Below are 25,860 nucleotides of genomic sequence, written 5' to 3'. Positions count from 1 at the left end.
ACTAATCCTCCGCCGGGCAGATGATGCCGGCATCGGTAGCGATGGCATCGAGGCGTTCGTCATGGGGTTCCGCCGGCACGGCGGGAAGCTGCTGCACCGAGAAGGCATAGCCGATCGCCTCGATGCGCTTGGCCCGCCGCAGCCCGGCGAGGGTGCGGTCGTAGAAGCCGGCGCCGTAGCCCAGCCGGTGCCCGTGCGCGTCGAAGGCCGCGAGCGGAACGACCAGCACGTCCGGCTCGACGATCCGCGCGCCGTCCGGCGGGGCGGGAATGACGATCAACCCGGGCCCCGCGCTCGGCACCAGCTCGACGCCCTCCTCCCACAGCCGGAAGGAGAGCGGCTTGTTCTTGGCGATCACCACCGGCAGCGCGATGGCGGCGCCCGCGGCGCGCAGGCCGCGCACCAGCGGGTCGGTCGAGATTTCGGTGCCGATGGGGGTGAAGACGGAGACCGTCTCGCCGGAGACGTCGCCCAGCCATTTCAGGGCGAAGCGGGCGGCGGCCGCAGCCGCGACCTCGCGCGCCGACGGGTCGAGCGCCGCCCGCCGTCCCAGGGCGACGGAGCGGAGGCTGGCCTTGTCGGTGAGCGCGTTACTTTCGGACATAATGAATGAACTGTGCGGAGCCGCGATGGCCGTTGGATGATCGATCCCGGGAACCTACAACGTAGGTGGGCGCCGTTTATCCGGACCCAGGGGTCCAGTCAGGGACAGCTCCCTTTGAGATCGATAAGGCCCCGGGGAATATGTTCTCCTGACGAGCCTCGCAGCCCCGCACGACAAATCTAGGACGTCGCGGGGCGTTTTGCCAGAGGGTCGTGCACGATGTGCACCGCATCCGCCCGCAACGGCAGGAGAGCCGCCCGGCGCCACGTCGTCGCACCCGTCCATCCTCGGTCATGCCCGGCCACTTTTGGCCGACCTTGGCCGCGCTCAGCCCACCTTCAGCACGATCTTGCCGATATGCGCGCTGGTCTCCATGCGGGCATGGGCCTTGCTGGCTTCCTCGAGGGGGAACACCTGGTCCATCACCGGCTTGACGGTGCCAGCCGCGATCAGCGGCCAGACCTTCTCCTTCAGCGAGACGGCGATGGCCGCCTTCTCCGCCTTGGGACGCGAGCGCAGCGTCGAGCCCATGTGCGAGAGGCGCTTCAGCATCAGGCGCATATAGTCGATCTGCACCTTCGAGCCTTCCATGAAGGCGATCTGCACGATGCGCCCGAGCGGGGCGGCGGCCTCGTAGTTGCGCGCGATGTAGGAGCCGCCGACCATGTCGAGGATGACGTTGACGCCCTTGCCTCCGGTCTTCTCCTTCACCACGGCGACGAAGTCCTCGGTCTTGTAGTCGATGGCGTAGTCGGCGCCGAGCTTGCGGCAGACGTCGCACTTCTCGGCGCTGCCGGCGGTGGCGAACACGGTGGCGCCGAACGCCTTGGCGAGCTGGATCGCCGTGGTGCCGATGCCCGAGGTGCCGCCATGCACCAGGAAGGTTTCGCCCGCCTTCAGCCCGGCGAGGTCGAACACGTTGGTCCACACGGTGAAGAAGGTCTCCGGCAGCGCCGCTGCCTCGACCATGGAGAGCCCGGCCGGCACCGGCAGCGCCGAGCCGGCATCGGCGAGGCAGTACTGCGCATAGCCGCCGCCGGAGACAAGCGCGCACACCTTGTCGCCCGTCTTCCAGCCGCTCACGCCCTCGCCGAGGGCGACGATCTCGCCGGCGATCTCCAGCCCGGGAATGTCGGAGGCGCCGGGCGGCGGCGGGTAGAGCCCCTTGCGCTGCATCACGTCGGGCCGGTTCACGCCCGCGCCCGCGACCTTGACCAGGATCTCGCCGACGCCGGGGGCGGGCACCGGGCGCTGCTCGGGGACCAGGGCTTCCGGGCCGCCGGGGGTCGGCAGGCCGATGGCGGTCATGGTGGCGGGCAGATCGGTCACGGCATCCATCCTCTTCGCGGCAAAGCGTTCGTGCCGGCTTCGTAGGCCAGCGGGCCGTGACTGGCAACCGCGCCCGGCCGGGAATAGGATCGCCCGGCAGTGCCGGCAAGACGGAGGATGACCATGGCGATCGATGCGGACGACCTCTTCGGAGCGCCCCCGGCGAAGAAGCCGGCGACCCACGAGCTCGGCACCGACCTCTCCGCCCTGTCGGAAGCCGAGATCGAGGAGCGCATCGGCGCGCTCCAGTCCGAGATCGAGCGCCTGCGGCGCACGCTGGAATCGAAGCGCGCCTCGCGCACGGCGGCGGACACCTTCTTCAAGCGATAGGCTGCCCGCCCGGGCGACACGCACGGCGCGACGCAGCACCCGCGCCGGCCACGTGCCCGGGCCGTCACACCTGAAAGGAAGACCCATGAATATCCAGCGCGCGGGCGATCAGGCCTCCCGCAAGGGCCCCTCAGAATGGTTCACCGGCGAGGTGCGGATCGACCCGCTATTCGACGCGTCGGACCCGGCCCGGGTGGCCGGCGCCGCCGTCACCTTCGAGCCCGGCGCCCGCACCGCCTGGCACACCCATCCGCTCGGCCAGACGCTCGTCGTCACTGCGGGCGTCGGGCGCGTGCAGCGCGAGGGCGGCCCGGTCGAAGAGATCCGCCCCGGCGACGTGGTCTGGTTTCCGCCCGGCGAGAAGCACTGGCACGGGGCCGGCCCGGCCACGGCGATGACGCATATCGCCATCCAGGAGAAGCTGGACGGCAAGGCGGTCGACTGGATGGAGCATGTCAGCGACGCGCAGTACGGCGGCTGAGCGGCCGGGCGTCCCCGCCCGCCCCCGCCCGGCGCGGGCCAAGTATTCGGCGAATATCCGGGCGCCTCTTGCGCCGGGCATCTGCCTGCGTGCCGGCATCGGCACGCGGCTGCCCGCCTTAACTGCGCATTAAGCTTTCCGATCTATTACTGGTAGCGGTCGATTTTGGCCGTGAGTGGCCCCTGTCCACTCTGTTTGACGCATCCCTGTCTAGACTTTCGAGCCGCCCCTCCGGGCGGCTCTTTTTTGTGCGGTCCGCCGCCGCGGGGCTTGGCATGGCTGGACAGCCGGGCTCATCTGCGCGACAGGCTTGGTGCTGGCGCCTCGTGGCGCGATCAGTCGTCGGGACGGCAGGATGGGACACGCGGACAGGAATGAGCGGCAGCCGGTGAACCTCGCCGCGCGCCGCCTCGATTCGGCGGCGTTCGAGACGCTGTTCACCGAAGGCATGGCGCTGGTCGACGAGGCCGCGGCCTATCTCGACGGCAGCGGGCGCGCCGAGAGCCGCGCGCTCGACCGCACCGCGCTCAACGCCTATGCCCAGCAGAGCCTCAAGCTCTCCACCCGGCTGATGCAGCTCGCCTCCTGGCTGCTGCTGCAACGGGCGGTGGCCGAGGGCGACATGTCGGTGGAGACGGCGCGGCGCGAGGCGGCGAAGATCGACCTTCTGGGCTCGCCGCGCGACGAGGAGCAGGAGACCGCGCTGCCCGAGAGCCTGCGCGCGCTGGTCGAGCGCAGCCACACGCTGCAGGCGCGCATCGTCCGGCTCGATGCCGGCCTCGCGGCGCCGGAAGCTCCCTCGGACAACGCCGTGGCCGGCCATATCCGGCGGCTGCGCTCCAGCTTAGAGAGCGGCTGACGCGCGCGCGGGACCGGCCGGACGATCCGCCGGCGACCCCTTTCCGCAGTCCCGACGAACAAAAACCCTCGCTGAGGCGGCCGCCTCACCGAGGGTTGATCGTCCATCGCGGCGCGGCCGAATGGCGCGGGCGAGGCCCGCACCTGCCGCTTCGGAAGGCTCGTCAGGACTTTAGAAAGCCTGCAAACTTCTTCTGGAAGCGGGACACGCGGCCGCCGCGATCAAGAAGCTGGGTCGAACCGCCCGTCCAGGCCGGGTGGGACTTCGCATCGATGTCGAGCTGGAGGACGTCGCCCTCCTTGCCCCAGGTCGTGCGGGTCGTGTACTCGGTGCCGTCCGTCATCACCACCTTGACGAAGTGGTAGTCGGGATGGATGTCGCTCTTCATGGGTAGCATCCTCGCCGCCGCACGGCTGGTCCCTTCCGGGAACCATGCGGCGATCTCAAAAACGATCCTGCCGGAAATCCGAGCGGCTCTATAACCGAGACATGCCTGTGACACAAGCCGCCAGCACAGACGCCAACAAGACAGACGCGCTTCCGCTCCAGACCCCCGCCTTGAGCCCTCCCGCCAGCCCCCGTCCGCGCCTGAAGCCGCTCGCCACGCTGTGGCCGCACCTCAAGCGCTATCGCGGGCGCACCTGCGCCGCGCTGGTGGCCCTGGTCGCCGCGGCGCTGGCGACGCTGGTGGTGCCGATCGCGGTGCGGCGGATGATCGATCTCGGCTTCGACGCCGGCCATGCGGGCTATATCGACAATTATTTCGGCATGATGATCGTGGTGGTGGCGGTGCTCGCCGGCGCCTCGGCCGCGCGCTACTACCTCGTCATGACGCTGGGCGAGCGCATCGTCGCGGACCTGCGCTCGCAGGTCTTCGCCCATCTGCTCACGCTCGACGGCGGCTTCTACGACCAGGCGAAGTCGGGCGAGCTGATCTCGCGGCTCACCGCCGACACCACGCAGATCAAGTCGGCGGTCGGCGCCTCCGCCTCGGTGGCGCTGCGCAATATGGTGCTGTTCATCGGCGCCACGGCGATGATGGTTGTCACCAGCCCGTGGCTCTCCGCCACCCTGCTGATCGCGATTCCCGTCATCGTCGCGGTGCTGATCGGCGCCGGGCGCGGCGTGCGCAAGCGCTCGCGCAGCGCGCAGGACATGCTGGCGCAGGCCTCCGCCTATGCCGCCGAGGCAATCGGCGCGGTGCGCAGCCTGCAGGCCAACACCGCCGAGCGCGCCGCCGATGCGCGCTTCTCCGGCGAGGTCGAGCACGCCTTCTCCGCCGCGAGCGACGCGATTCGCGCCCGCTCCTGGCTCACCGGCGTCGGCATCTTCCTCGTCTTCGCCAGCGTGGTCGGCATCCTGTGGGCCGGCGCCACCGCCGTGCTCGCCGGCACCATGACCGCCGGCACGCTCGGCCAGTTCGTGCTCTACGCCGTGCTGGCGGCGAGCGGGCTCGGCCAGCTCGGCGAGGTATGGGGCGAGATCTCGCAGGCCGCCGGCGCCACCGAGCGGATCGCCGAGCTGCTGGCCGACCGCCCCAGGGTCGCCGCCCCGGCCAATCCCCTGCCCCTGCCCGAGCCGCCGCGCGGCGCGGTGCGCTTCGACAATGTCGGCTTCGCCTATCCCGGGCGGCCGGACCTGCCGGCGCTGAACGGGGTAAGCTTCGAGGTGAGCCCGGGCGAGCGGATCGCCATCGTCGGTCCGTCGGGCGCGGGCAAGAGCACGCTGTTCCAGCTCCTGCTGCGCTTCTACGACCCGCTCTCGGGCGCGGTGATGGTGGACGGCGTCGACATCGCCAAGGCCGACCCCACGGCGGTGCGCACGCGCCTCTCGCTGGTGCCGCAGGAAGTGGCGATCTTCGCCGCCTCGATCCGCGAGAACATCCGCCTCGGCCATCCCGACGCCAGCGACGCGGAGGTCGAGGAGGCCGGCCGCCTCGCCCGTGCCGACGAGTTCGTCGCCCGCCTGCCGGAAGGCTGGGAGACGCCGGTGGGCGAGCGCGGCGTCACCCTTTCCGGCGGCCAGCGCCAGCGCATCGCCATCGCCCGCGCCATCCTGCGCCGGGCGCCGGTGCTGCTGCTCGACGAGGCGACCTCGGCGCTCGACGCGGAAAGCGAGACGCTGGTGCAGCAGGCGCTCGACCGCTCGATGCAGGGCCGCACCACGCTGGTCATCGCCCACCGCCTCGCCACCGTGCTGTCGGCGGACCGGATCCTGGTGATCGACGGCGGACGCATCGTCGAGGAGGGCACCCATGCCAGCCTCGTCGCCCGTGGCGGCCTGTACGCCCGGCTCGCCGCGCTGCAGTTCGGCGAGGGTAATGGCGGCTGAGGGCAATGGCGGCTGACGCGCGAGCCCGGCCTCTCCGGCCGGCCGCCCTTCACGCCCGGCGCGGCGGCCGCTCCATCTTCAGCGTCGGCCGGCCCGAGGTCGCGTTTACCCCGTGGCCGACGACGTTGAAGCCGGCGCGCTCGTAGAAGCGCACCGCGCGCTCGTTCTCCTCATTGACGTCGAGCGACAGACCCTTGCGCGTGCGCGCTTCCGCGGCCGCGACGAGCTGGCGGGCGACGCCCTCGCCCCAATGGTCGGGATGCACCACGAGCTGGTCGACATAGCCGGTGCGCGGATCGACCGAGACGAAGCCGAGCAGCCGCGCCGCCTCGTCGTCCGTCACCGCGAGATCGATCACCGCGCCCTCGTCGATCAGCGTGCCGAGGCGGTGGAGCAGCCAGCCGCGCCGCGATTCGAAGTCGATCTCCGGAATGGTCTCCTGCCACGCCTCGACCCAGAGGTCCGCCATGGCCGGCATGCGGCCCCACTCGAAGGGTGCGAGCCGGGCAGCGGGGCGCTCCGTCATCGCCGCCGGCTCATCTCTCGGTGAGCTTGAGCTCGATCCGGCGGTTGCGGGCGCGCGCGTCGTCGGTGTCGGCGGTGTCGATCGGCTGGTACTCGCCGAAACCGGCGGCGACGAGGTGCTTGGGCGAGACGCCATGGGCGGCGAGATACTGCACCACCGCGATCGCGCGGGCGGCCGAGAGCTCCCAGTTCGACGGGTATTGCGGCGTCTGGATCGGGCGGTCGTCGGTGTGGCCGTCCACGCGCAGCACCCACGGGAGGTCGTCGGGGATCTCCTTCTCGAGCGCCACCAGCGTGCGGGCGATATCGTCGAGCGCGGGCATCGCCCCGGACCGAAGGTCCGCCGAGGCGCGGTCGAAGAAGATCTCGGACTGCATCACGAAGCGGTCGCCCACCACGCGGATATCCGGGCGGTTGCCGAGGATCGCGCTCAGCCGGCCGAAGAACTCGGAGCGGTAGCGCGTCAGCTCCTGCACGCGCTGCGCCAGCGCGACGTTGAGCCGGCGGCCGAGATCGGCGAGGCGGGTCTGGCTCTCCTTGTCCTTCTTCTCGGAGATGTCGAGCGCTTCCTCCAGCGCCGCGATCTGCCGGCGCAGCGCGGCGATCTGCTGGTTGAGCAGGGCGATCTGCGCCGCGGCCTGGGCGGTCGCATCCTTCTCCTGGCCGAGCTGGCGGGCGAGCTCGCTGTTGCGGTTCTCGGCCTCGGCGATCTGGTCCGGCGTCGCCAGCGCGGAGGCGGCGTCGCGCAGCGTGTCGCGCTCCTGCTGGAGCTGGGCGAGGCTGGCCTTCAGCGTGCCGATCTGGCTTTCGGAATCGGCGTCGCTGGCGCGCTCCAGCGCCAGCAGGTCGGTGAGTTCGCGGATCTGCTGCTGCAGCCGCGCCATGGCGTCGTCCTTGGAGCCGATCTCTTGCGTCAGCACGAACTGGGCAAGCACGAACACCGACAGCAGGAAGACGAAGACCAGCAGCAGCGTCGACAGCGCGTCGACGAAGCCGGGCCAGTAGTCGATGTGGCGATCGCCGCGGCGGGAGCGTCCGAGTGCCATCAGGCCCGCTCGCGGTTCGCCAGCGTCTCGTTGAGGCGCTCCAGAAGCTTCTTCACGTCCTTCTGCTGCTCGGCCTGCGCCTCCACCCAGTCACGCACCATCTGCTGCTCGCCGCGCATGTGCTGCACCAGCCCCTGCAGGCTCTCGGCGAGATGGGCCATGGCGGTGGTGACGCGCTGCGAGCCGGCCTCGGTCATGGTCCGGTCGAGCCGGGCGATGGCCTCGGTGAGCTGGGCGAAATCGGGCGGCGGCAGGAGGCCGGCCGGGGCCACCAGCGCCGGCGGCGGGGCCGGAGGCGGGGGCATGTAGGTCGGCGGCACCGGCACCGGGGCGGGCCTGCTGCGCGCCACGTCGGCGCCGAGGTCCTCCACCGTGGTGGAGAGCCAGTCCTCGAGGTCGGTGTAGAAGCGGTTCTGCGCCTGCCCGGCCTGCAGGTCGAGGAAGCCGAGCACCAGCGAGCCGGCGAGGCCGAACAGCGAGGACGAGAAGGCGATGCCCATGCCGCCCAGCGGCGCGGCGAGGCCCGATTTCAACGTGTCGAGCACCGAGCCCGATTCCGGCCCCACGCTCAGCGAGCCGATGACGCGGCCGATCGAGCCCACCGTCTCGAGAAGGCCCCAGAAGGTGCCGAGCAGGCCGAGGAAGACCAGCAGGCCGGTGAGGTAGCGCAGCAGGTCGCGCGCCTCGTCGAGCCGGGTGCCGATCGATTCCAGGATGCCCCGCATGGTCATCTGCGAGATCGCCATGCGCCCGACCCGGTCGCCCAGCAGCGACGCCATCGGCGCCAGCAGGCGCGGCGCGCGGCGCACCTCCAGGCCCGGATCGGCGAGGCGGAAGCTGTTCACCCACTCGACCTCGGGCAGCAGCCGCATGACCTGACGGAAGGCGAAGATCGTGCCGATGAACAGCACGCCGAAGATGACGCCGTTCAGGCCCGGATTGTTGAGGAAGGCCGACCAGATCTGCTGGTAGAGCACGGAGGCCAACGCCACGCACAGGAGCACAAAGACGAACATCCGCACCAGGAAGATCCTGGGCGATGAAAGCTTGTGAAAGGGATCCGTCGCATCCATGCCCCTGGCCATCTCCTTCAATCGCAGGCGCCTAGCCTGCGACGCCGCCCTTGCGCCGGACTATGCCACAGCGAGAGGGAAATGGAATGCGGGATTTCCCTTTTGTCGTCAGGCTTTGCGCAGCGCCGCCAGCAGGTCGCGGCGGATCGTCTCGTTGCCGGCGATGATGTCGCCCTTGGCCAGCATCTTGTCGCTGTCGTCGAGATCGCTGACATAGCCGCCCGCCTCGCGGATCAGCACGATACCGGCGGCCATGTCCCACGGGCTGAGGTTGCGCTCCCAGAAACCGTCGAACCGGCCGGCCGCCACCCAGGCGAGATCGGTCGCCGCCGAGCCGGTGCGGCGCAGCCCCGCGACGCCCGGCGCCAGCGCGGCATATTCGCGCCCGAACTGGTCGGTGCCGCCCCGTCCCATATGCGGCATGCCGCAGCAAACGACGGCGTCGGCGAGCCGGGTGCGGGCGGCGACGCGGATGCGCCGCTCGTTGAGGAAGGCGCCGGCGCCCTTCTCCGCGACATAGAGTTCGTCGGCGATCGGATTGTAGATCACGCCCGCGATCGGCACGCCGTCCCGCGCCAGCCCGACCGAGATCGCGAACAGCGGGATGCCGTGCAGGAAGTTGGTGGTGCCGTCGAGCGGGTCGATGATCCAGCGGTGGCTGTCGTCGGTGCCGTCGACCTCGCCGCTCTCCTCCATGATGAAGCCGAAGCCCGGCCGCGCCTTGGCGAGCTCCTCATGCAGGATGCGCTCGGCCTTGCGGTCGGCGTTGGACACGAAGTTCGCCGGCCCCTTCAGCGAGACCTGGAGATTTTCGACCTCGCCGAAGTCGCGGACGAGCGAGCGGCCGGCCTTGCGGACGGCCTGCACCATGACGGTGATGAGCGGAGAGCGGATCATGGAAGGTTTCCGGCGGATGCGAGGGCGGCGGCACGGGCCGGCCGCGAGGAATGGGCATGGCCTTCCTCCTGCCCTCCGGCCGGCATGGCGTCAAGGCCGGCGCGCCCGCGGAGCGTGGCGGGCGGAGCGCCTAGCCCATGCCCACGCCGCCGGACGGGCTCGGCCCGAGCTCGCGGGCGAGCTGCTCCAGGCGCTCGGCGGCGGAGACCACCGTGCTCGCGAGCGAGGCTTCGACCCGGCCGAGCTGGCGCGCCGCCTCGTCGCGCGCCTCGCGCTCGGCGCTGGCGTTGCGCTCGGCCTCGCCGAGCCGGCGGCGGACCTCGGACAGTTCGTCGGCGAGCGTGATGGCGGCCATCACGCTGAGCCGCTGGTCGCCGATCTCGCCGAAGGCGGCGCGAAGCTGGTCGATACGCGCGTCGACCTCGGTGCCGAGACGGGTGAGGTGGTCCTCCTGCCCGTCGTCGCAGGCCATGCGATAGGCGCGTCCGCCGATGGTGACCGTGACCTGTGCCATCCGCCCCTCAGCGTTCATGCGCGGCGAGCACCGCGCGGATGGTTTCCATGGCGCTGCCGAGCCGGCGCGAAACCTCGTCGGTCGCGCTCTCCATCCGCTCGGCGCGCGTCTGCGCGTCGTCGAGCTGGTCGGCGAGGCGCGAGCGGTCGATGCTGAGCACATGCACCTGCTGCGACAGCGCCGCCTCCTGCCGCTCCACCTCCAGCCGGCGTTCAATCGCCGACTCGAGGGTTCCAAGGGCCGCATCGAAACGCTTGAGCGCGGCGTCGAGGGCCGTGGATTCGCCCGCAGCCGGCTGATTCATGGGCAATAGCTCCGAAAGACGTTCCCCCGCCCCGCGCCTGCCCTTGCCCGGCGCGCCCCCGGGCGGAGGCGTCGCGGACGGAACGCGCAGGCGCAACGCAAACGGATGGTTTCGCACCCGATTCCGGCGACATTGAGCCTGCCCGTCCCGCCAGCGTCAACCGCGCGGCGGCCCGGCCGCGCGCGCAGGCCGCCGATCCGCGCCCGATCTTCGCCCCCAGGCTTGTGACATCCCCGGCTTTGACACGGCGCGGCGGGGTGATATCACTCGCCCGCCCGTCGCTGCCGCACTGCGGGATGTGGGGTGAGGCGCCGGCGGGCCGCATGCCTCGAGCCAGGAGCCCCGGAGCCAGGAGCCCCGACGGGCCCCGGCGGCCCACCAACAAGCCTCGGCGAGTGAGGCTCGCCCGGAACGATCACCGTCCAGCAAGCCTCGACGCCGAACCATTCGCCAGACCATTCGCCCAAACGCCCCAGACACATCGCCCAAGAGCAACGCGATCCCTTCGGAGACATCGGTCCTCATGTCGAACCGCGAAAAGCATGATCGCATGGCCAACGCCATCCGGGCGCTGGCCATGGACGCCGTCGAAGCCGCCAATTCCGGCCATCCGGGCATGCCCATGGGCATGGCGGACGTCGCCACCGTGCTGTTCGGCAAGGTGCTGAAATTCGATCCCACCGACCCGCACTGGCCGGATCGCGACCGCTTCATCCTCTCGGCCGGCCACGGCTCGATGCTGCTCTACTCGCTGCTCTACCTCGTCGGCTACGAGGGGATGACGATCGACGACATCAAGCACTTCCGCCAGCTCGGCTCGAAGACCCCCGGCCATCCCGAATACGGCCACACGGTCGGCGTCGAGACCACCACCGGCCCGCTCGGCCAGGGCCTCGCCAACTCGGTCGGCTTCGCGCTCGCCGAGCGCATGCTGGCCGCCCAGTTCGGCGCCGACCTCGTCGACCACCACACCTATGTGATCTGCGGCGACGGCTGCCTGATGGAAGGCATCTCGGAGGAGGCGATCGAGATCGCCGGCCGCCAGAAGCTCTCCAAGCTGATCGTGCTGTGGGACGACAACCACATCACCATCGACGGCGCGACCAGCCTGTCGGTGGCCACCGACCAGCTCGCCCGCTTCGAGGCCTCGGGCTGGGAGGCGACCCGGATCGACGGGCACGACCCCGACGCCATCCTCGCCGCGCTCGAGCACGCCAAGACCACCGACAAGCCCTCGCTGATCGCCTGCCGTACCACCATCGGCTACGGCGCGCCGACCAAATCCGGCACCAACGCCGTGCATGGCTCGCCGCTCGGCGCCGCCGAGATCGCCGGCGCCCGTGCGGCGCTGAACTGGGAATACGAGCCGTTCGTGATCCCGAGCGAGATCCTCGACGCGTGGCGCCTCGCCGGCCTGCGCTCGCGCCAGGCGCACAAGAGCTGGAGCCAGCGCCTGAAGGACGCCGAGCTTGACAAGCGCGCCGAGTTCGAGCGCCGGGTGCGCGGCGAGTTGCCCTCCAAGATGGGCGACGTGCTGGCTAACGTCATCACCAAGGCCCGCGCCGACGGCGGCGCCGTCGCCACCCGCAAGTCCTCGGAGATCGTGCTGGAGGCGCTGACCGCCGCACTGCCGGAGATGGTGGGCGGCTCGGCCGACCTCACCCATTCCAACAACACCAAGACCAAGGCCACCTCGGTCGACGTGGTGCCTCCCGCCTATGACGGGCGCTACGTCAACTGGGGTATCCGCGAGCACGGCATGGCGGCGGCGATGAACGGCATCGCCCTGCATGGCGGCTTCATCCCCTATGGCGGCACCTTCCTGGTGTTCTCCGACTATTGCCGGCCCTCGATCCGCCTCGCGGCGCTGATGGGCGTGCGCGTGACCTACGTGTTCACCCACGATTCGATCGGCGTCGGCGAGGACGGCCCCACCCACCAGCCGGTGGAGCAGATCGCCGCGCTGCGGGCGATCCCGAACCTGCTCGTCTTCCGCCCCTGCGACACGGTGGAGACGGCGGAGGCCTGGAAGCTGGCGCTGGAGCACAAAACCGGGCCGAGCGTGCTCGCCCTCACCCGCCAGAACCTGCCGCTGCTGCGCACCGATTCGAGCGAGCGCTGCCGCACCGCCAAGGGCGCCTACGAGCTCGCCTCGGCTTCCGAGGAGGCGCAGGTCTCGCTCTTCGCCTCGGGCTCGGAAGTCTCGCTCGCCATGGCCGCGCGCGACGTGCTGGAGGAACAGGGTGTGCCGACCCGCGTGGTCAGCGTCCCCTGCTTCGAGCTGTTCATGAACCAGCCGGAGGAGAGCCGCCGCCAGGTCGTCGGCAAGGCGCCGGTGAAGGTCGCCATCGAGGCGGCGATCCGGCAGGGCTGGGACGCGATCGTCGGCTCCGACGCCGCCTTCGTGGGCATGACCGGCTTCGGCGCCTCGGGCCCGGCGCCCCAGGTTTTCGCCCATTTCGGCATTACCGTGGACGGCGTCGTGCAGACCGCGCTGAGCCGCCTGGGGCGCTGATTCGAGCCCTTTCAGCTATGCGTCTGGCGCATGGGAAATGCGCCAGACCCGCCCCCAGGGGGCATCAGTAGAATGTGCGACTGGTGTCCCAACGTCCGCCGCGCTATGAGGCGCACGCGCGGATCGTGATGAGAAAGCTCACCTGGGGAATTAAACGTATGACGCTCAAGGTTGCCATCAACGGCTTCGGTCGCATCGGCCGCAACGTTCTGCGGGCCATCATCGAGTCGGGGCGCACCGACATCGAGGTCGTTGCTATCAACGACTTGGGACCGGTCGAGACCAACGCGCATCTCTTCCGGTTCGACAGTGTGCACGGCCGCTTTCCCGGCGAGGTGAAGGTCGACGGCGACACCATCGATGTGGGCCGCGGCCCGATCAAGGTGACGGCGGTGCGCAATCCCGCGGAGCTGCCGCACGCGGCGCTCGGCGTGGACATCGCCCTGGAGTGCACCGGCATCTTCACCGCCCGCGACAAGGCCGCCGCGCACCTGACCGCCGGCGCCAAGCGGGTGCTGGTCTCCGCCCCCTCGGAGGGCGCCGACCTCACCGTCGTCTACGGCGTGAACCACGACAAGCTGACCAAGGACCACCTCGTCGTCTCCAACGCCTCCTGCACCACCAACTGCCTCGGGCCGGTGGCCAAGGTGCTGAACGATGCCATCGGCATCGATCACGGCTTCATGACGACGATCCACTCCTACACCGGCGACCAGCCGACGCTCGACACCTTCCACAAGGACCTCTACCGCGCCCGCGCCGCGGCGCTGTCGATGATCCCGACCACCACCGGCGCCGCCAAGGCGGTCGGCCTCGTGCTGCCGGAGCTCGCCGGCAAGCTCGACGGCACCTCGATCCGCGTGCCGACGCCCAACGTCTCGGTGGTCGACTTCAAGTTCGTGGCCAAGAAGCCGGTGACGAAGGACGAGGTCAACGCGGCGATCAAGGCCGCCGCCGCCGACGGCCCGCTCAAGGGCATCCTCGGCACCACCGACCAGCCGAACGTCTCTTCCGACTTCAACCACGACCCGCGCTCGTCGATCTTCCATCTCGACCAGACCAAGGTACTGGAAGGCACCTTCGTGCGCGTGCTGTCCTGGTACGACAATGAGTGGGGCTTCTCGAACCGCATGTCCGACACGGCGGTCGCCCTCGGCAAGCTGATCTGAGTGCATTCCGGCCGGACCTTCCCCTGGGAGATCCGGCCGTTTCGTATCAAGATCAACTTATCCGAGGGAGAGTGCCCCATGAGCGAGGCTTCCGCCTTCCGCACCCTCGACGACGCCGACGTCGCGAACCGGCGCGTGCTCGTGCGCGTCGATCTGAACGTCCCGGTCGAGAACGGAAAAGTCACCGACGACACCCGCATCCAGGCCGTGCTGCCCACCATCCGCGAGATTTCGGACAAGGGCGGCAAGGTGATCCTGCTGGCCCATTTCGGCCGGCCCAAGGGCGAGGACCCGGCGCTGTCGCTGGCGCCCATCGCCGGCGAGGTCGCCTCCCGGCTCGGCCGCAAGGTCGCCTTCTGCCCGGCCACCATCGGCCCGGTCGCCGAGGCCGCCGTCGCCGCGCTCCAGCCGGGCGACGTGCTGCTGCTGGAGAACACCCGTTTCGACAAGCGGGAAGAGAAGAACGATCCCGACTTCGTCGCCGCCCTGGCGGCGCTCGGCGATCTCTACGTCAACGACGCCTTCGCCACCGCCCACCGTGCCCACGCCTCGACCGAGGGCCTCGCGCATCGCCTGCCGGCCTATGCCGGCCGCTGCATGCAGGAGGAGATCGAGGCGCTGGCCAAGGCGCTGGAAGCACCGGAGCGGCCGGTGCTGGCGGTGGTCGGCGGTGCCAAGGTGTCGTCGAAGCTGGAGCTGCTCGGCAACCTCGTCGCCAAGGTCGACATCCTCGTCATCGGCGGCGGCATGGCCAACACCTTCCTGGCGGCGCAGGGCAAGGACGTCGGCAAGTCGCTGTGCGAGCACGACCTCGCGCCGACGGCGCTGGAGATCCTCGACAAGGCCAAGGCGGCCGGCTGCGAGGTGGTGCTGCCGGTCGACGCGCTGGCGGCGACCGAGTTCAAGGCCAACGCGCCCCATCGCGTGGCCTCGGTCGACGACATCAAGGCCGACGAGATGATGCTCGACGCCGGCCCGGCCTCGGTCGGGAAGGTCATCGAACGGCTCAACACGGCGAAGACCGTGGTCTGGAACGGCCCGTTCGGTGCGTTCGAGCTGCCGCCCTTCGACACCGCGACGGTCGCGGTGGCCAAGGCGGCGGCCGAACTCACCGATGCGGGCAAGCTGCTGTCGGTCGCCGGCGGCGGCGACACGGTGGCGGCGCTGAACCATGCGGGCGTCGCCGGGCACTTTACCTACGTGTCCACCGCTGGCGGCGCCTTCCTCGAATGGCTCGAGGGCAAGGCACTGCCGGGGGTCGAGGCGCTCAGGCGCTGAGGCCCATCGGGGTCGGGACGGCTCGAGGATCGAGACATCCCGCCCCCGGATGCTACACTCCAATCGGTCCGGCCCCGTCGGAAACCAGGCTGCGGGGCCGGGTCCATCTGTTTCGCGCGGGAGAGAGAGATGACGGCTAGCCTCGAAGAGGTTGCGTATAAATTGGCGGCGGGCGGCAAGGGAATCCTCGCCGCCGACGAGAGTTCAAGCACGATCAAGAAGCGCTTCGACGCGATCGGCGTCGAATCGACCTTCGAGAACCGGCGCGACTATCGCGAGATGCTGTTCCGGTCGGACGAGGCGATGTCGAAATACATCTCCGGCGTCATCCTGTTCGACGAGACCATCCGCCAGAAGGCGGTGGACGGCACGACCCTGGTCCAGTTGATCGAGAATGCCGGCTCCATTCCCGGCATCAAGGTCGACCTCGGCGCCAAGCCGCAGCCGGGCTGCCCCGGCGAGACCATCACCGAGGGGCTCGACGGCCTCGGCGAGCGCTTCAAGGAATATTACGACCTCGGCGCCCGCTTCGCGAAGTGGCGCGCGGTGATCGACATCGGCTCGCACATTCCCAGCTACACCTCGATCATCGCCAACGCGCAGGCGCTGGCGCGCTACGCCGCGCTCGCCCAGGCGGCCGGCATCGTGCCGATCGTCGAGCCGGAAGTGCTGATGGATGGCGACCACGACATCGACCGCTGCTACGAGGTCACGGAGTGGGTGCTGAAGGAAGTGTTCCAGCAGCTCTTCTACGGCCGCGTGAAGCTCGAGGGCACGGTGCTCAAGCCCAACATGGTGATCGCCGGCAAGAAGTCCGCCAAGCAGGCGCCGGTCGCCGAGGTGGCCGAGAAGACCATCCGCTGCCTGAAGAACTGCGTGCCGTCGGCGATCCCGAGCGTGGCGTTCCTCTCCGGCGGCCAGTCGGACGAGGAGGCGACCGCCCATCTCGACGCCATGATCCGCGCCGGCGGGCTGCCGTGGAACCTCACCTTCTCCTATGGCCGCGCCCTCCAGGCCGCGCCGCAGAAGGCGTGGTCGGGCAAGCCGGAGAACGTCGCCGCCGGCCAGGCCGCCTTCACCCACCGCGCGAAGATGAACTATCTCGCCGCGCTCGGGCAGTGGAGCGAAGAGGTCGAGCAGAAGAAAGCCGCCTGATCCGCGCGGCCATCGCGAAAACATCGAAGGCGCCGCCCGCGGGTGGCGCCTTTATTCTTTGCCGGCTCAGGTACTTCCTGCAAAAAACCGCGTCTGCCGCTTGATCTTACGCAAGACGGCACCCAAGCTCCTCCCCTAGCCTTTTCTTCAGCCAGAGGGGAGAACGGGCCGTGCGACACGCGCTGAGGGGTGGCCCACCGCATATCGGCTTCGAGGTCGAGAACCTCGCCGGCGGCTCGGCCGGCACGCCCCGGCCCTCGACCGTCAAGCTGGAGGTGCGCCATGTCAGCTTCCGGTATGGCGACACGCTGGCGCTGAACGACGTCTCGCTGCCGATCCATGCCAACCGCGTCACGGCGCTGATCGGCCCGTCCGGCTGCGGCAAGTCCACGCTGCTGCGCGTCTTCAACCGCATGCCCGATCTTTACGAGGACCAGCGCGCCGAGGGCGAGGTGCTGCTCGACGGCGAGAACATCCTCGCCGAGCATGTCGACGTGCTGACGCTGCGCCGGCGCGTGGGCATGGTGACGCAGAAGCCCTCCCCCTTCCCGATGTCGATCTACGACAATGTCGCCATCGGCATGCGGCTCAACGAGGAGCTCGCGCCCTCCGAGCTCGACGCCCGGGTGGAGGACGCGCTGCGCCGGGCCGCGCTGTGGGAGGAGGTGCGCGACATCCTCGGCCACAGCGCGCTGAGCCTTTCCGGCGGCCAGCAGCAGCGCCTGTGCCTCGCCCGCACCACGGCGGTGCGCCCGGAGGTGATCCTGCTCGACGAGCCGTGCTCGGCGCTCGACCCGATCTCGACGGCGAAGATCGAGGAGACGATCGAGGGGCTGAAGGCGGTCAGCACCATCGTCATCGTCACCCACAACCTTCAGCAGGCCGCGCGCATCGCCGACTACACGGCGTTCCTCTATCTCGGCGAGCTGATCGAGTTCGGACCGACGCAGACCCTGTTCGCCACCCCCGCCGACGAGCGCACCGCGCGCTACGTCACCGGCAAGATGGGCTAGGCGGCCGGCACTCCCGGCACATCACGGCTCCGAACGAAAATCCCCGGCGCGGGCGCCGGGGATCAAAGCGTCGCGCCGTCACGGGCGCAGGTAGGAGGACCCGGCGCCCGCCCGATGGACATCACGTCACCGGGCAGGCGTCGGATCGTCGTCTTCAGGCCTCCACCCGGCGCGAGCCGGCGCCCGCCTCAGCGGCGGAAGCCGCCGCCATGGAAACCGCCGAACCCGCCGCCACCAAAGCCGCCGCCGTGGAAACCGCCACCGTGGAAGCCGCCGAAGCCACCACCGCCGCCGCCGCGGAAGTCGTCGAAGCCGCCGGAACGGGCGAAGTTGTCGACCCGCTGATCGCCGAGCTGCTGGAAGCTGCGCTGCTGGTTCAGCCGGTCGATCTGGCCCTGGTCGGCGTCGGCGCGCCAGTTGTTGCCGTCGCGATGCTCCCAGCCATTGGCCCCGTCATACTGGTGAATGCTGCCGTCGTGGTCGGTGTAGATGTTGCCGTTGTTCCACGCCACGCCGTTGCCGGTGCGGGCGTTGCCGGCGACGCCGCGGCTGTCCACGTTGAGCTGCCCGTTGTCGCGGGTGACGCCAGTCTCGGAGGCATGGCCGAAGCCGGTGGTCGGGTTGAAGTTGGCCGACTGGCGGCCGGCAGCGAAGTTGCCGTTGTCGACATTGCCGACCACACCCGAGCGGGCCGCGCCACGCGCGCCGGTGGCCGGGTTGTAGTAGCTGCCCTCGCGCCCGGCGCCGTAATTGCCGTTCCACGGGTTGAAGGCGGCGCCCGAGCGGCCCTGGAACGCGGTGCCGCGCCCGGTGACGCCGGAAATCGCGTTGCCCGCGCCTTCCGCCCCGGTCCAGGGATTGTAGCCCCAGGCATGGGTCACGGTCGCGCTGCCGCCCCAGCGGCCATAGATGTTGGTCCGGTTGACGTTGACGCCGGCCCACGGGCCGCCCCACGGGCCGCGGCCCCAATACGGACCCCAGTAGGGACCCCACGCACCCCAGTCATAGGCGGCGGCGAAGCCGAAGGCGAAGCCGCCGACCCAGCCGAAGGCGGCGTTGTAGCCATAGGTCGCCGGGCAGCCGTACCAGTAGGTGCCGACATAGCCGAGGCACTCATAGCCGGTGCCGTAGACCACCGTGCCGTCCGGCGCGATGGCGACGCCCATATAGCCGGGCGTGTAGCCGACCGTGACCACTTCCGGCGTCGACGCGTAGACCCGCACATAGGTCACGTAATGCAGCGGCGAGGTGACCGGGATGGTGTAGATCGCCGCCGGCACCACGGCGGAGACGAACCACGGCCCTTCCGGCGCGCCGGCGACGAACCACGCGCCCTGGAACAGCGCGTAGTAGCGCGTCGGGTCGAGCATGATCACCGGGGTGCGGGTGTTCTCGGCATAGCTGAGCGTGGTGCCCTTGATCGGCACGAATTTCGGCGAGCCGCCGTCGTACTGGACGGTGAGCTGGGTGTCGCGCGAGATGGTCGCGGTCTGCGGCACGGTCGCCGCAATCGCCGCCTCCTTGGCCTGCGGGGTGCCGGGCACCGCCACCAGCGCGTTGGCGACCGGGTCCTTCGGCGAGATCTTGGCGAAGTCGGCAGGCAGGCTGGTGCCGGGGACGTAGGTCCACGGCCCGCTCAGCCCCGCGCCGCGGAACCAGCGCCCGGAGACCAGCACGTAATACTGGTTGTTCGAGGGATCCATCAGCACCGCGTGGTCGGCATTGGCCATGCGCAGCAGCGAGGTGCCGTCCACCGGCACCATCTGCGCCGCGCCGGCGGTGACGACGAGCTCGGTCGGGCTGGTGGAGGAGACGACGGCCGGCGGCACGGCGGGCTTCTGGCCGTTGGCCGGCATCATGGTCTCGGCCGATTCCTCATAGGTCGCCATACTCCCGGCCGCCTCCAGCGAGGGGCTCGGTGCGGGGGTGACGACCCACGGCCCGTCGATCGACTTCGCCTCGTACCAGGTGCCGGCCGCCTGCAGGTGGAAGGCGCCGGCGGTGTCGACCAGGACCAGCGGGTGGGTGTTGACCACCCGCTGGAAGCCGGCCACGCCGTCGATCGCGTGCAGCACCGGCTTGCCGGCGACCAGCACCAGCAGCGTCGGCTTGTCGGCGAAGATGATCCTGGGCGGCGTGTTGTCGACCGGCTCGGTCATCTCCTTGCTGAGATTCTTTGCGGCGGCGTAGCTGGTGAGCAGGTGGTCGAGCGCGACCGTCATCCCCTCCGGGGGAATGTGCGCCTCCAGCGCGCTGCGCACCGCGACGTCCTGCGAAGTGTCGGTGGGCACGTCCACCTTGGTGATGGCGATGTTGCCGAGCTGGGCGATCTTCGCCGGCTTGTCGACCGCGACCCGGGCGGTGAAATGGGCGATGCCGTAGGTCGGCGTGCCGTCCTTCTTGCCGATGGCGACGGCGGCGCGGCCGGTGAGCTGGTCGCCGTCCCACGCCTCGATCAGCGGCTGGTAGAGCTCGAGCTGCTCGTCCCCATAGGCGAAGGTCTTCGGCCAGGCCAGCGCGGCCGGAACCGCCGAGCCGGCGGCATCGGCGGGTGCGGCGGCCTGTGCGGGCGGGGTGGCGGCGGGCTGCTGGGCGAGGGCCGGGGCGAGAGTAAGCGCGGCGGCGGTCGTCAGGACCGCCGCGCAAGTGGCGAAGCGAACGCTGTGGCTGGGCATGTTTCCCCCGAAAGGCGTCGCCGGCCGACGACAGGCCGGCCGAGGGGCGCGCCAGGAATCTTGGCGGTCGATGTCTACCACCTCTCCACGGCCGCGGTGAAGCGCCCGGCCGGGCCGGCTCGCGCGGGATTGAGCGGCCCGCGCGGGGCCTGCGCCGCGCGCGGCGCGTTCGGGGCGCTGGACCCTCGCGCCATCGGCGGCTAGATGAAGACCGTGCGACAGCGCCGCGCTTTCGCCGCCATCCTGCGACATGGCTCGAACATGGCCCGATCCCGAACGGAACCCCAACCGACCGCCCCCCGCCTCTATCTGCTCGTGCCCGTGACCGGCGCGGCGGAGGAAATCGCGCGGCTCGCCGATACCCTCACCCGTGCCGGTGGCGCGGTGGACATCGCCGCCGTGCTCCTGCGCACCGGCGCGGCCGACGGCGAGGCATCGTCCGAGCGGCTGCGCCCGCTGGTCGAGGCCGCCCATGCGATCGGCGCCGCCTGCCTCGTCGAGGGCAACACCGCGCTGGCCGGCGCGCTCGGTGCGGACGGCGCCCATCTCGACGGTCCCGACGCGCTGCGGGCGGCGCTGCCGGCCCTGCGCCCGGACGGCATTGCCGGCGTCGGCGGCCTGCGCAGCCGGCACGATGCCATGACCGCGGGCGAGACCGCGGACTATGTGATGTTCGGCGAACCCGACGCGAGCGGGCGCCGGCCCGCCTTCGACGCCACGCTCGAGCGCGCCCAGTGGTGGGCCCATCTCTTCGAGCCGCCCTGCGTCGCCTATGCCGCCACGCTGGAGGAGGTCGCCGCGCTCGTGGCCGCCGGCGTCGACTTCGTCGCCGTGGACGGCCTCGTGCTCGACGATCCGGTCGAGGGGGCGCGCGCCCTCGCCGCCGGCCTCGGCGGGGCGATGGCGACCGGCGCCGGGGCGGGATGATGGCGGCACCGCGCCACCACACGGCCCGGAACCCGGCCCGCCGCACCGCCGCCGGGCTCGCCTTGCTCGCGCTCGCCGGCCTCGCGGCCCCCGCCGCATGGGCGCAGGCGCCGGGCGTCGACTCGTTCGGCCCGATCACTGGTGCGACTCCGACCAAGGCCCCCGCCTCCATCTCGCTCGACAAGCCCGGCAGGGCAGAGGCCGGCAAGGATTCGGCGAAGAAAGGCGCGGCCGGCGACGCCAAGGCCGGCCAGCAGAAGGCTGGCCAGGAAAAGACCGATACTGCCTATGGCGCCTACCAGCGCGGGCATTTCAAGACCGCGCTCGATCTTGCCGTGAAGCGCGCCAACGCCTCGGACGACCCGGTGGCGATGGTGCTCGCCGGGCAGTTGCTCTCGATCGGCTACGGCGTGCGCCAGGATTCGACCGCCGCGCGCGCCTGGTTCGAGGCCGCCGCCGCCAAGGGCAATCCCGACGCCCTGTTCGCGCTCGGCTCGATCAAGATGCAGTCCTCCTCGACCCAGCAGAAGGACGAGGCGGTGGAGCTGTTCCGCAAGGCGGCAGAGAAGGGCAATGCGGAGGCGGCCTACAATCTCGGCCTGGTCTACCTGCAGGGCCTGGTGGCGCCCAAGGAGCCGGCCATGGCCGCGGACTGGTTCCGCCGCGCCGCCGACGAGGACCAGCCGGACGCGCTTTACGCGCTCGCCATCCTCTATCGCGACGGCAACGGCGTGCCGAAGGACCCGCTGGAAAGCGCCCGCCTGCTGCTGCGCGCCTCCGACCTCGGCAATGTGGTCGCGACCACCGAGCTCGCCATCATGGTGTTCAACGGCACCGGCGTTCCCAAGGACGAGGAGCGCGCGGCCGGCCTGTTCCGCAAGGCGGCGCTCGCCGGCAACGCCATCGCCGAGAACCGCTATGCCCGCATCCTCTCGGCCGGGCGCGGCGTGCCGGAGGACAAGGTCGCCGCCGCCGCCTGGCACATGATGGCCAAGGCGCAGAAGCTCGACGACCCGATGCTCGACAAGATGGTCGCCGCGCTTTCGCCCGAGCAGCGCACCGAAGCGGAAAACCGTGCAAAGGCATGGACCGCCTCCGCCACCATGTAAGGTCCGCCGCAAATGCTTCACGATTGGGCCTGATTGTGCCCGCCTCGACATTCCAGGCACCCGATCCTCGGGAGGAATCGTCCGCCCGCCTTGCCCAGGCCGCCGCGCACCGCTACTCATCTCCCCGCATCGCCGAGGGGAGCCGGCGAGCGCGGCCCACGCACAAGACCAGAGGACCCGGTTTGGCCATCGTCCGTCGCCTCCTGTCCCTTCTGCCGGACCTGCCGGAGAGCCGCCGCGCGGGTAGCGGCGCGCCGGGCCCCGCCCCGCGCCGGGACATGAGCGCGGTGCGCGGCGTGCTGGGCGCGATGGCGCTGTTCCTCGCTTTGCTGATGCCCGCCACGCCGAGCTTCGCGCTGGAGGCGGTGGCGATCCGGCTCGACGCCGCCGTGGTCGACCTCGCCCCCGCCATCGAGCGCCGCACCAGCGACAATGACCGCATCCAGGTCTCGACCGTTCCCGGCGCCGACGGCATCGTGCGCCGGATCGAGGTGCGCGCGGTCGCGCCGGGGGCCAATGGCAGCAAATGGGCGGTGTTCGCCCTCGCCAACAACACCGACGAGCAGGTGGACCGGCTGATCGTCGCGCCGCATTACCGCATGGTCGGCTCCGGCGTGCTCTGGCCCGACCTCGGCGACCGGCGCATCATCAACATCACCGCGAGCCAGGGCTTCCGGCCGGAGCGCCAGAACGACCCGGACGCGGACGTGTTCCTCATCACGCTCGACCCCGGCACGACGGTGACGCTGGTCGCCGAGCTCGGCGACGCGGACCTGCCCCAGCTCTATCTGTGGGAGCCGGAGGCCTACAAGGACAAGGTCAACTCCTTCACCCTCTACAACGGCATCGTCATCGGCATCGCCGGCCTGCTGGCGCTGTTCCTCACCATCCTGTTCGTGGTGAAGGGCAGCGCCATGTTCCCGGCCGCGGCGGCGCTGGCCTGGGCGGTGCTGGGCTATATCGGCCTCGATTTCGGCTTCTGGTCGAAGGTGTTCGGCATATCGCCGGTGGCGCAGCAGTTCTGGCGGGCGGCGGGCGAGGCCATCCTCGCCGCCACCCTGGTCGTGTTCCTGTTCGCCTATCTCAACCTCAACCGATGGCATGTGCGCTACGCCCATGTCACCGCCGGCTGGCTGGTGTTCCTCGCCGCGCTGGTCGGCCTCGCCCTGCTCGACCCCTCGGCGGCGGCAGGCATCGCCCGGCCCTCGCTGATGGTGGTCTCCTTCATGGGCTTCGGCGTGGTGATGTGGCTCGCCTTCCACCGCTACGACCGCGCCGTGCTCATCATCCCCACCCTGTTCCTGCTGGTGGTGTGGGTCATCGCCGCCGGCATGGCGGTGTCGGGCTATATCGGCAACGACCTCGTCGCCCCGGCCCTGCTGGGCGGGCTGGTACTGATCGTCATGCTGATCGGCTTCACCGTCATGCAGCACGCCTTCGCCGGCATCGGCTCGGTCGCCGGCAGCGCGCAGGAGCTGGAGCGCCGCGCGCTCGCCGTCGCCGGCTCGGGCGACGTGGTGTGGGACTGGGACGTCGACACCGACCGCATCCATGTCAGCCCGGAGGCCGAGCAGCTTCTCGGCCTCAAGCAGGGCACGCTGGAGACCGAGGCCGCCGGCTGGCTCGACATCATCCATCCCGGCGACCGCGACCGCTTCCGCGCCACGCTCGACGGGCTGCTGGACCAGCGCCGCGGGCGCATCGACCAGGATTTCCGCCTGCGCTCGCATGACGGGCACTATCTCTGGTTCAACCTGCGCGCCCGGCCGGTGGTCGGCACCGACGGCGAGGTGGTGCGCTGCATCGGCACGCTGTCCGACGTCACCGAGACCCGGACCGCCGAGGAGCGCATGCTCTATGACGCGGTCCACGACAATCTGACCGGCCTGCCCAATCGCGAGCTGTTCCTTGACCGTCTGGCCTCGGCCAACGGCCTCTCCCGCGCGGATGAGAGCCTGAAGCCGACGATCATGATGATCGACCTCGACCGCTTCAAGCAGGTCAATGCCAGCCTCGGCATGCCCGCGGGCGACTCGATCCTGCTCACCGTCGCCCGCCGGCTGATGCGCCTGACCAAGCAGCAGGACACGCTGGCCCGGCTCGGCAGCGACCATTTCGCGCTGATCCTGCTGTCCGAGCGCGATCCCGAGCGCATCACCGCCTTCGCCGACACGCTCCGGCGCACGCTGCGCGCGCCCATCACCTTCGGCGACCGCGAGATCTTCATCACCGCCTCGATCGGCCTCGTGCTGGCGGACGGGCAGAAGCGCTCGCCCGGCGAGATGCTGAAGGACGCGGAACTGGCGATGTTCTTCGCCAAGCGCGTGGGCGGCGACCGCATCGAGGTGTTCCGCCCGAGCATGCGCACCCACAAGCTCGACCGGCTGAGCATGGAGGAGGATCTGCGCCAGGCGCTGGAGCGCGGCGAGATCAATGTCGTCTACCAGCCCGTGGTCGACCTTTCGAGCCGCGCCGTCGCCGGCTTCGAGGCCATGGCCCGCTGGCAGCACCCGAGCCTGGGCACGCTCGGCCCCGACGACTTCCTGACCATCGCCGAGGATACCGGGCTGGTGGTCGATCTCGGCCTGTTCCTGCTCGACAGCGCGGCGCGCCAGCTCGGCGGCTGGCAGCGCGCCTCGCGCAGCGAGCCGATCTTCGTCTCGGTCAACATCTCCTCCCGCCAGATGCTGCGCCACGACCTGCTGCAGGACATCAAGGCGGTGCTCGCCCGCAACGTGGTGGCGCCCGGCACGCTGAAGCTGGAACTCGCCGAGTCGCTGGCGATGGAGAACCCGGAATACGCCGCGCAGATCCTGACCCGGATGCGCGAGCTGGGCGCCGGCCTGTCGCTGGACGATTTCGGCACCGGCTATTCCTCGCTCGCCTATCTGCAGCGCTTCCCCTTCGACACCATCAAGGTCGACCGCACCTTCATGAAGGCGCTGGGACGCAACGGCAACAAGGCGCAGCGGCCGATCATCCTGCGCACCATCATCAACATGGCGCACGATCTCGGCATGGACATCGTCGCCGAGGGGATCGAGACCGAGCAGGCCGCGGTCGCGCTCGGCAAGCTCGGCTGCCGCTTCGGTCAGGGCCGACTGTTCGGCGAGCCGATGAACGCCGAGGAAGCGCGCAAGCTCATCATCGCCGACGGCACGCCGCCCTCGCTGATGGAGCGCGGGCGCGCACTGTCCGAGCGCGGACGCCAGCTCTCGCGCGCCGCCGCCCGCGGCGTGAGCCGCACGAGCACCCGCAGCGCGGCGCCGGGCGAGCCCGCCGAGGCCGGCGCCAGTGCGGCCACAGCGGAAGCGGCGGCCAACGCGCGGCCTCAGCCCGATGTCCGTCCGGGCGCGGCCGAAGGCGCCCCGGCGGGCGGCGCGCCCAATGGGGCGACAAACGCTCCGTCGAACGCTGCCACGGCGAAGACCGGCGCGGTCCGCGGCCAGCCCCCGGCGGCTGCGCCCGTTCGGGGCGACCAGCCCCCGCCGCGTCCCGCTCCCCCGCGCCCGGCGCCTGCCAGAACGGCGGACGCCAAGCCGGCGGACTCCAAGCCGACGGGCGGCAATCCGGGGGGCACGGGTGGATCGGCCGGCGCCGGCCCGGGCGCCGCGCCCTCGACGAGCCCCGCCCTCGCCCAGTCCAAACCGACTTCCTGAGCCGGCCGACTTCCGGCCCTCCCCGCAACGCATGCGGAGCTTGCGAGCGGAACCCGGTTCGAAGGCA

The 25,860-nt window shown here is 70.5% G+C and carries 22 protein-coding genes and 1 other RNA gene; 12 read left to right on the top strand and 11 right to left on the bottom strand.

The window, feature by feature from the left end; translation table 11 throughout:
* Position 1: 1 nt before the first annotated feature.
* From NVS89_RS21075 to NVS89_RS21065, 3 genes are all read right to left on the bottom strand, one after another.
* Positions 2-604: a 5-formyltetrahydrofolate cyclo-ligase gene (locus NVS89_RS21075; RefSeq protein WP_258734734.1), complete on the bottom strand. Its 603-nt coding sequence runs from the start codon at positions 602-604 to the stop codon at positions 2-4.
* Between the two features lie 13 nt (positions 605-617).
* A non-coding RNA gene (ssrS, locus tag NVS89_RS21070) (6S RNA) lies at positions 618-774 on the bottom strand.
* Positions 775-931: 157 nt separating this feature from the next.
* Entirely contained in the window at positions 932-1,933 is a 1,002-nt protein-coding gene (locus tag NVS89_RS21065) for an NAD(P)H-quinone oxidoreductase (RefSeq protein ID WP_258734733.1), read from the bottom strand.
* A gap of 123 nt (positions 1,934-2,056) precedes the next feature.
* Between NVS89_RS21065 and NVS89_RS21060 the strand changes: the two genes are divergently transcribed.
* From NVS89_RS21060 to NVS89_RS21050, 3 genes are all read left to right on the top strand, one after another.
* A complete protein-coding gene (locus tag NVS89_RS21060) occupies positions 2,057-2,263 on the top strand; it encodes a DUF1192 domain-containing protein (RefSeq protein WP_258734732.1) in 207 nt (68 codons plus the stop codon).
* 85 nt (positions 2,264-2,348) lie between these two features.
* Positions 2,349-2,744 (top strand): (R)-mandelonitrile lyase, encoded by a 396-nt coding sequence (locus tag NVS89_RS21055; protein WP_258734731.1) that lies wholly within the window; start codon positions 2,349-2,351, stop codon positions 2,742-2,744.
* Between the two features lie 355 nt (positions 2,745-3,099).
* Positions 3,100-3,603 carry a DUF1465 family protein gene (locus tag NVS89_RS21050; protein WP_258734730.1) on the top strand — a complete coding sequence of 168 codons (504 nt, stop codon included), beginning with the start codon at positions 3,100-3,102 and terminating at the stop codon, positions 3,601-3,603.
* Between the two features lie 163 nt (positions 3,604-3,766).
* On the opposite strand, the gene rpmE is transcribed toward NVS89_RS21050, so the two are convergent.
* A complete protein-coding gene (gene rpmE, locus NVS89_RS21045; protein ID WP_258734729.1) occupies positions 3,767-3,991 on the bottom strand; it encodes a 50S ribosomal protein L31 in 225 nt (74 codons plus the stop codon).
* A 101-nt stretch (positions 3,992-4,092) separates the two neighbouring features.
* Here rpmE and NVS89_RS21040 point away from each other — a divergent pair, with 101 nt between their 5' ends.
* The gene (locus tag NVS89_RS21040; protein WP_374114616.1) at positions 4,093-5,934 is read left to right on the top strand and encodes an ABC transporter transmembrane domain-containing protein; all 1,842 of its coding nucleotides are present in this window, start codon (positions 4,093-4,095) and stop codon (positions 5,932-5,934) included.
* A 49-nt stretch (positions 5,935-5,983) separates the two neighbouring features.
* Here NVS89_RS21040 and NVS89_RS21035 read toward each other — a convergent pair whose 3' ends face one another.
* The 6 genes from NVS89_RS21035 to NVS89_RS21010 form a co-directional block, all read right to left on the bottom strand.
* Complete coding sequence (locus tag NVS89_RS21035) at positions 5,984-6,460, bottom strand: GNAT family N-acetyltransferase (RefSeq protein WP_258734727.1); 477 nt, start codon at positions 6,458-6,460, stop codon at positions 5,984-5,986.
* A 10-nt stretch (positions 6,461-6,470) separates the two neighbouring features.
* Positions 6,471-7,505 carry a peptidoglycan -binding protein gene (locus NVS89_RS21030; protein ID WP_258734726.1) on the bottom strand — a complete coding sequence of 345 codons (1,035 nt, stop codon included), beginning with the start codon at positions 7,503-7,505 and terminating at the stop codon, positions 6,471-6,473.
* Positions 7,505-8,578: a flagellar motor protein MotA gene (locus tag NVS89_RS21025; RefSeq protein ID WP_258734725.1), complete on the bottom strand. Its 1,074-nt coding sequence runs from the start codon at positions 8,576-8,578 to the stop codon at positions 7,505-7,507. Before NVS89_RS21025 ends, NVS89_RS21030 begins: the two co-directional genes overlap by 1 nt.
* A gap of 108 nt (positions 8,579-8,686) precedes the next feature.
* On the bottom strand, positions 8,687-9,475 hold the full coding sequence (locus NVS89_RS21020; protein WP_258734724.1) for an inositol monophosphatase family protein: 789 nt from the start codon (positions 9,473-9,475) through the stop codon (positions 8,687-8,689).
* Positions 9,476-9,605: 130 nt separating this feature from the next.
* The gene (locus NVS89_RS21015; protein ID WP_258734723.1) at positions 9,606-9,989 is read right to left on the bottom strand and encodes a cell division protein ZapA; all 384 of its coding nucleotides are present in this window, start codon (positions 9,987-9,989) and stop codon (positions 9,606-9,608) included.
* A 7-nt stretch (positions 9,990-9,996) separates the two neighbouring features.
* Positions 9,997-10,293, bottom strand: a complete 297-nt coding sequence (locus NVS89_RS21010) for a DUF4164 domain-containing protein (RefSeq protein ID WP_258734722.1) — start codon at positions 10,291-10,293, stop codon at positions 9,997-9,999.
* 523 nt (positions 10,294-10,816) lie between these two features.
* On the opposite strand from NVS89_RS21010, the gene tkt reads away from it, so the two are divergent.
* The 5 genes from tkt to pstB all read left to right on the top strand — a co-directional run bounded on the left by tkt (position 10,817) and on the right by pstB (position 17,423).
* The gene (gene tkt, locus NVS89_RS21005) at positions 10,817-12,808 is read left to right on the top strand and encodes a transketolase (protein WP_258734721.1); all 1,992 of its coding nucleotides are present in this window, start codon (positions 10,817-10,819) and stop codon (positions 12,806-12,808) included.
* Between the two features lie 158 nt (positions 12,809-12,966).
* Positions 12,967-13,977, top strand: coding sequence for a type I glyceraldehyde-3-phosphate dehydrogenase (gap, locus tag NVS89_RS21000; protein WP_258734720.1), 1,011 nt, complete (start codon positions 12,967-12,969; stop codon positions 13,975-13,977).
* Positions 13,978-14,055: 78 nt separating this feature from the next.
* Entirely contained in the window at positions 14,056-15,255 is a 1,200-nt protein-coding gene (locus tag NVS89_RS20995; RefSeq protein ID WP_258734719.1) for a phosphoglycerate kinase, read from the top strand.
* A gap of 129 nt (positions 15,256-15,384) precedes the next feature.
* Positions 15,385-16,410, top strand: coding sequence for a class I fructose-bisphosphate aldolase (locus NVS89_RS20990; protein ID WP_258734718.1), 1,026 nt, complete (start codon positions 15,385-15,387; stop codon positions 16,408-16,410).
* A 170-nt stretch (positions 16,411-16,580) separates the two neighbouring features.
* The gene (gene pstB / locus NVS89_RS20985; RefSeq protein WP_374114615.1) at positions 16,581-17,423 is read left to right on the top strand and encodes a phosphate ABC transporter ATP-binding protein PstB; all 843 of its coding nucleotides are present in this window, start codon (positions 16,581-16,583) and stop codon (positions 17,421-17,423) included.
* Between the two features lie 188 nt (positions 17,424-17,611).
* Here the strand turns inward: pstB and NVS89_RS20980 are convergent, their stop codons facing one another.
* Complete coding sequence (locus NVS89_RS20980; protein ID WP_258734717.1) at positions 17,612-20,098, bottom strand: carbohydrate-binding family V/XII; 2,487 nt, start codon at positions 20,096-20,098, stop codon at positions 17,612-17,614.
* A gap of 261 nt (positions 20,099-20,359) precedes the next feature.
* Between NVS89_RS20980 and NVS89_RS20975 the strand changes: the two genes are divergently transcribed.
* The 3 genes from NVS89_RS20975 (at position 20,360) to NVS89_RS20965 (ending at position 25,793) form a co-directional block, all read left to right on the top strand.
* Positions 20,360-21,025, top strand: a complete 666-nt coding sequence (locus tag NVS89_RS20975) for a thiamine phosphate synthase (RefSeq protein ID WP_258734716.1) — start codon at positions 20,360-20,362, stop codon at positions 21,023-21,025.
* Positions 21,025-22,134, top strand: a complete 1,110-nt coding sequence (locus NVS89_RS20970; RefSeq protein WP_258734715.1) for a tetratricopeptide repeat protein — start codon at positions 21,025-21,027, stop codon at positions 22,132-22,134. The genes NVS89_RS20975 and NVS89_RS20970 overlap by 1 nt, the downstream gene beginning before the upstream one ends.
* 278 nt (positions 22,135-22,412) lie before the next feature.
* Positions 22,413-25,793, top strand: coding sequence for an EAL domain-containing protein (locus tag NVS89_RS20965; protein WP_374114618.1), 3,381 nt, complete (start codon positions 22,413-22,415; stop codon positions 25,791-25,793).
* Positions 25,794-25,860 lie beyond the last annotated feature (67 nt).

The organism is Ancylobacter mangrovi (assembly GCF_024752355.1).
Lineage (GTDB): Bacteria > Pseudomonadota > Alphaproteobacteria > Rhizobiales > Xanthobacteraceae > Ancylobacter > Ancylobacter mangrovi.
This window is presented reverse-complemented; position numbering and strand designations above follow the sequence as displayed.

Bases quoted from the DNA above. Each gene is read 5' to 3' on its own strand.
- NVS89_RS21075 (WP_258734734.1), bottom strand. From the start codon at position 604: ATGTCCGAAAGTAACGCGCTCACCGACAAGGCCAGCCTCCGCTCCGTC.
- NVS89_RS21060 (WP_258734732.1), top strand. From the start codon at position 2,057: ATGGCGATCGATGCGGACGACCTCTTCGGAGCGCCCCCGGCGAAGAAG.
- NVS89_RS21055 (WP_258734731.1), top strand. From the start codon at position 2,349: ATGAATATCCAGCGCGCGGGCGATCAGGCCTCCCGCAAGGGCCCCTCA.
- NVS89_RS21050 (WP_258734730.1), top strand. From the start codon at position 3,100: ATGGGACACGCGGACAGGAATGAGCGGCAGCCGGTGAACCTCGCCGCG.
- rpmE (WP_258734729.1), bottom strand. From the start codon at position 3,991: ATGAAGAGCGACATCCATCCCGACTACCACTTCGTCAAGGTGGTGATG.
- NVS89_RS21040 (WP_374114616.1), top strand. From the start codon at position 4,093: ATGCCTGTGACACAAGCCGCCAGCACAGACGCCAACAAGACAGACGCG.
- NVS89_RS21035 (WP_258734727.1), bottom strand. From the start codon at position 6,460: ATGACGGAGCGCCCCGCTGCCCGGCTCGCACCCTTCGAGTGGGGCCGC.
- NVS89_RS21030 (WP_258734726.1), bottom strand. From the start codon at position 7,505: ATGGCACTCGGACGCTCCCGCCGCGGCGATCGCCACATCGACTACTGG.
- NVS89_RS21025 (WP_258734725.1), bottom strand. From the start codon at position 8,578: ATGGATGCGACGGATCCCTTTCACAAGCTTTCATCGCCCAGGATCTTC.
- NVS89_RS21020 (WP_258734724.1), bottom strand. From the start codon at position 9,475: ATGATCCGCTCTCCGCTCATCACCGTCATGGTGCAGGCCGTCCGCAAG.
- NVS89_RS21015 (WP_258734723.1), bottom strand. From the start codon at position 9,989: ATGGCACAGGTCACGGTCACCATCGGCGGACGCGCCTATCGCATGGCC.
- NVS89_RS21010 (WP_258734722.1), bottom strand. From the start codon at position 10,293: ATGAATCAGCCGGCTGCGGGCGAATCCACGGCCCTCGACGCCGCGCTC.
- tkt (WP_258734721.1), top strand. From the start codon at position 10,817: ATGTCGAACCGCGAAAAGCATGATCGCATGGCCAACGCCATCCGGGCG.
- gap (WP_258734720.1), top strand. From the start codon at position 12,967: ATGACGCTCAAGGTTGCCATCAACGGCTTCGGTCGCATCGGCCGCAAC.
- NVS89_RS20995 (WP_258734719.1), top strand. From the start codon at position 14,056: ATGAGCGAGGCTTCCGCCTTCCGCACCCTCGACGACGCCGACGTCGCG.
- NVS89_RS20990 (WP_258734718.1), top strand. From the start codon at position 15,385: ATGACGGCTAGCCTCGAAGAGGTTGCGTATAAATTGGCGGCGGGCGGC.
- NVS89_RS20980 (WP_258734717.1), bottom strand. From the start codon at position 20,098: ATGCCCAGCCACAGCGTTCGCTTCGCCACTTGCGCGGCGGTCCTGACG.
- NVS89_RS20975 (WP_258734716.1), top strand. From the start codon at position 20,360: ATGGCCCGATCCCGAACGGAACCCCAACCGACCGCCCCCCGCCTCTAT.
- NVS89_RS20970 (WP_258734715.1), top strand. From the start codon at position 21,025: ATGGCGGCACCGCGCCACCACACGGCCCGGAACCCGGCCCGCCGCACC.
- NVS89_RS20965 (WP_374114618.1), top strand. From the start codon at position 22,413: ATGAGCGCGGTGCGCGGCGTGCTGGGCGCGATGGCGCTGTTCCTCGCT.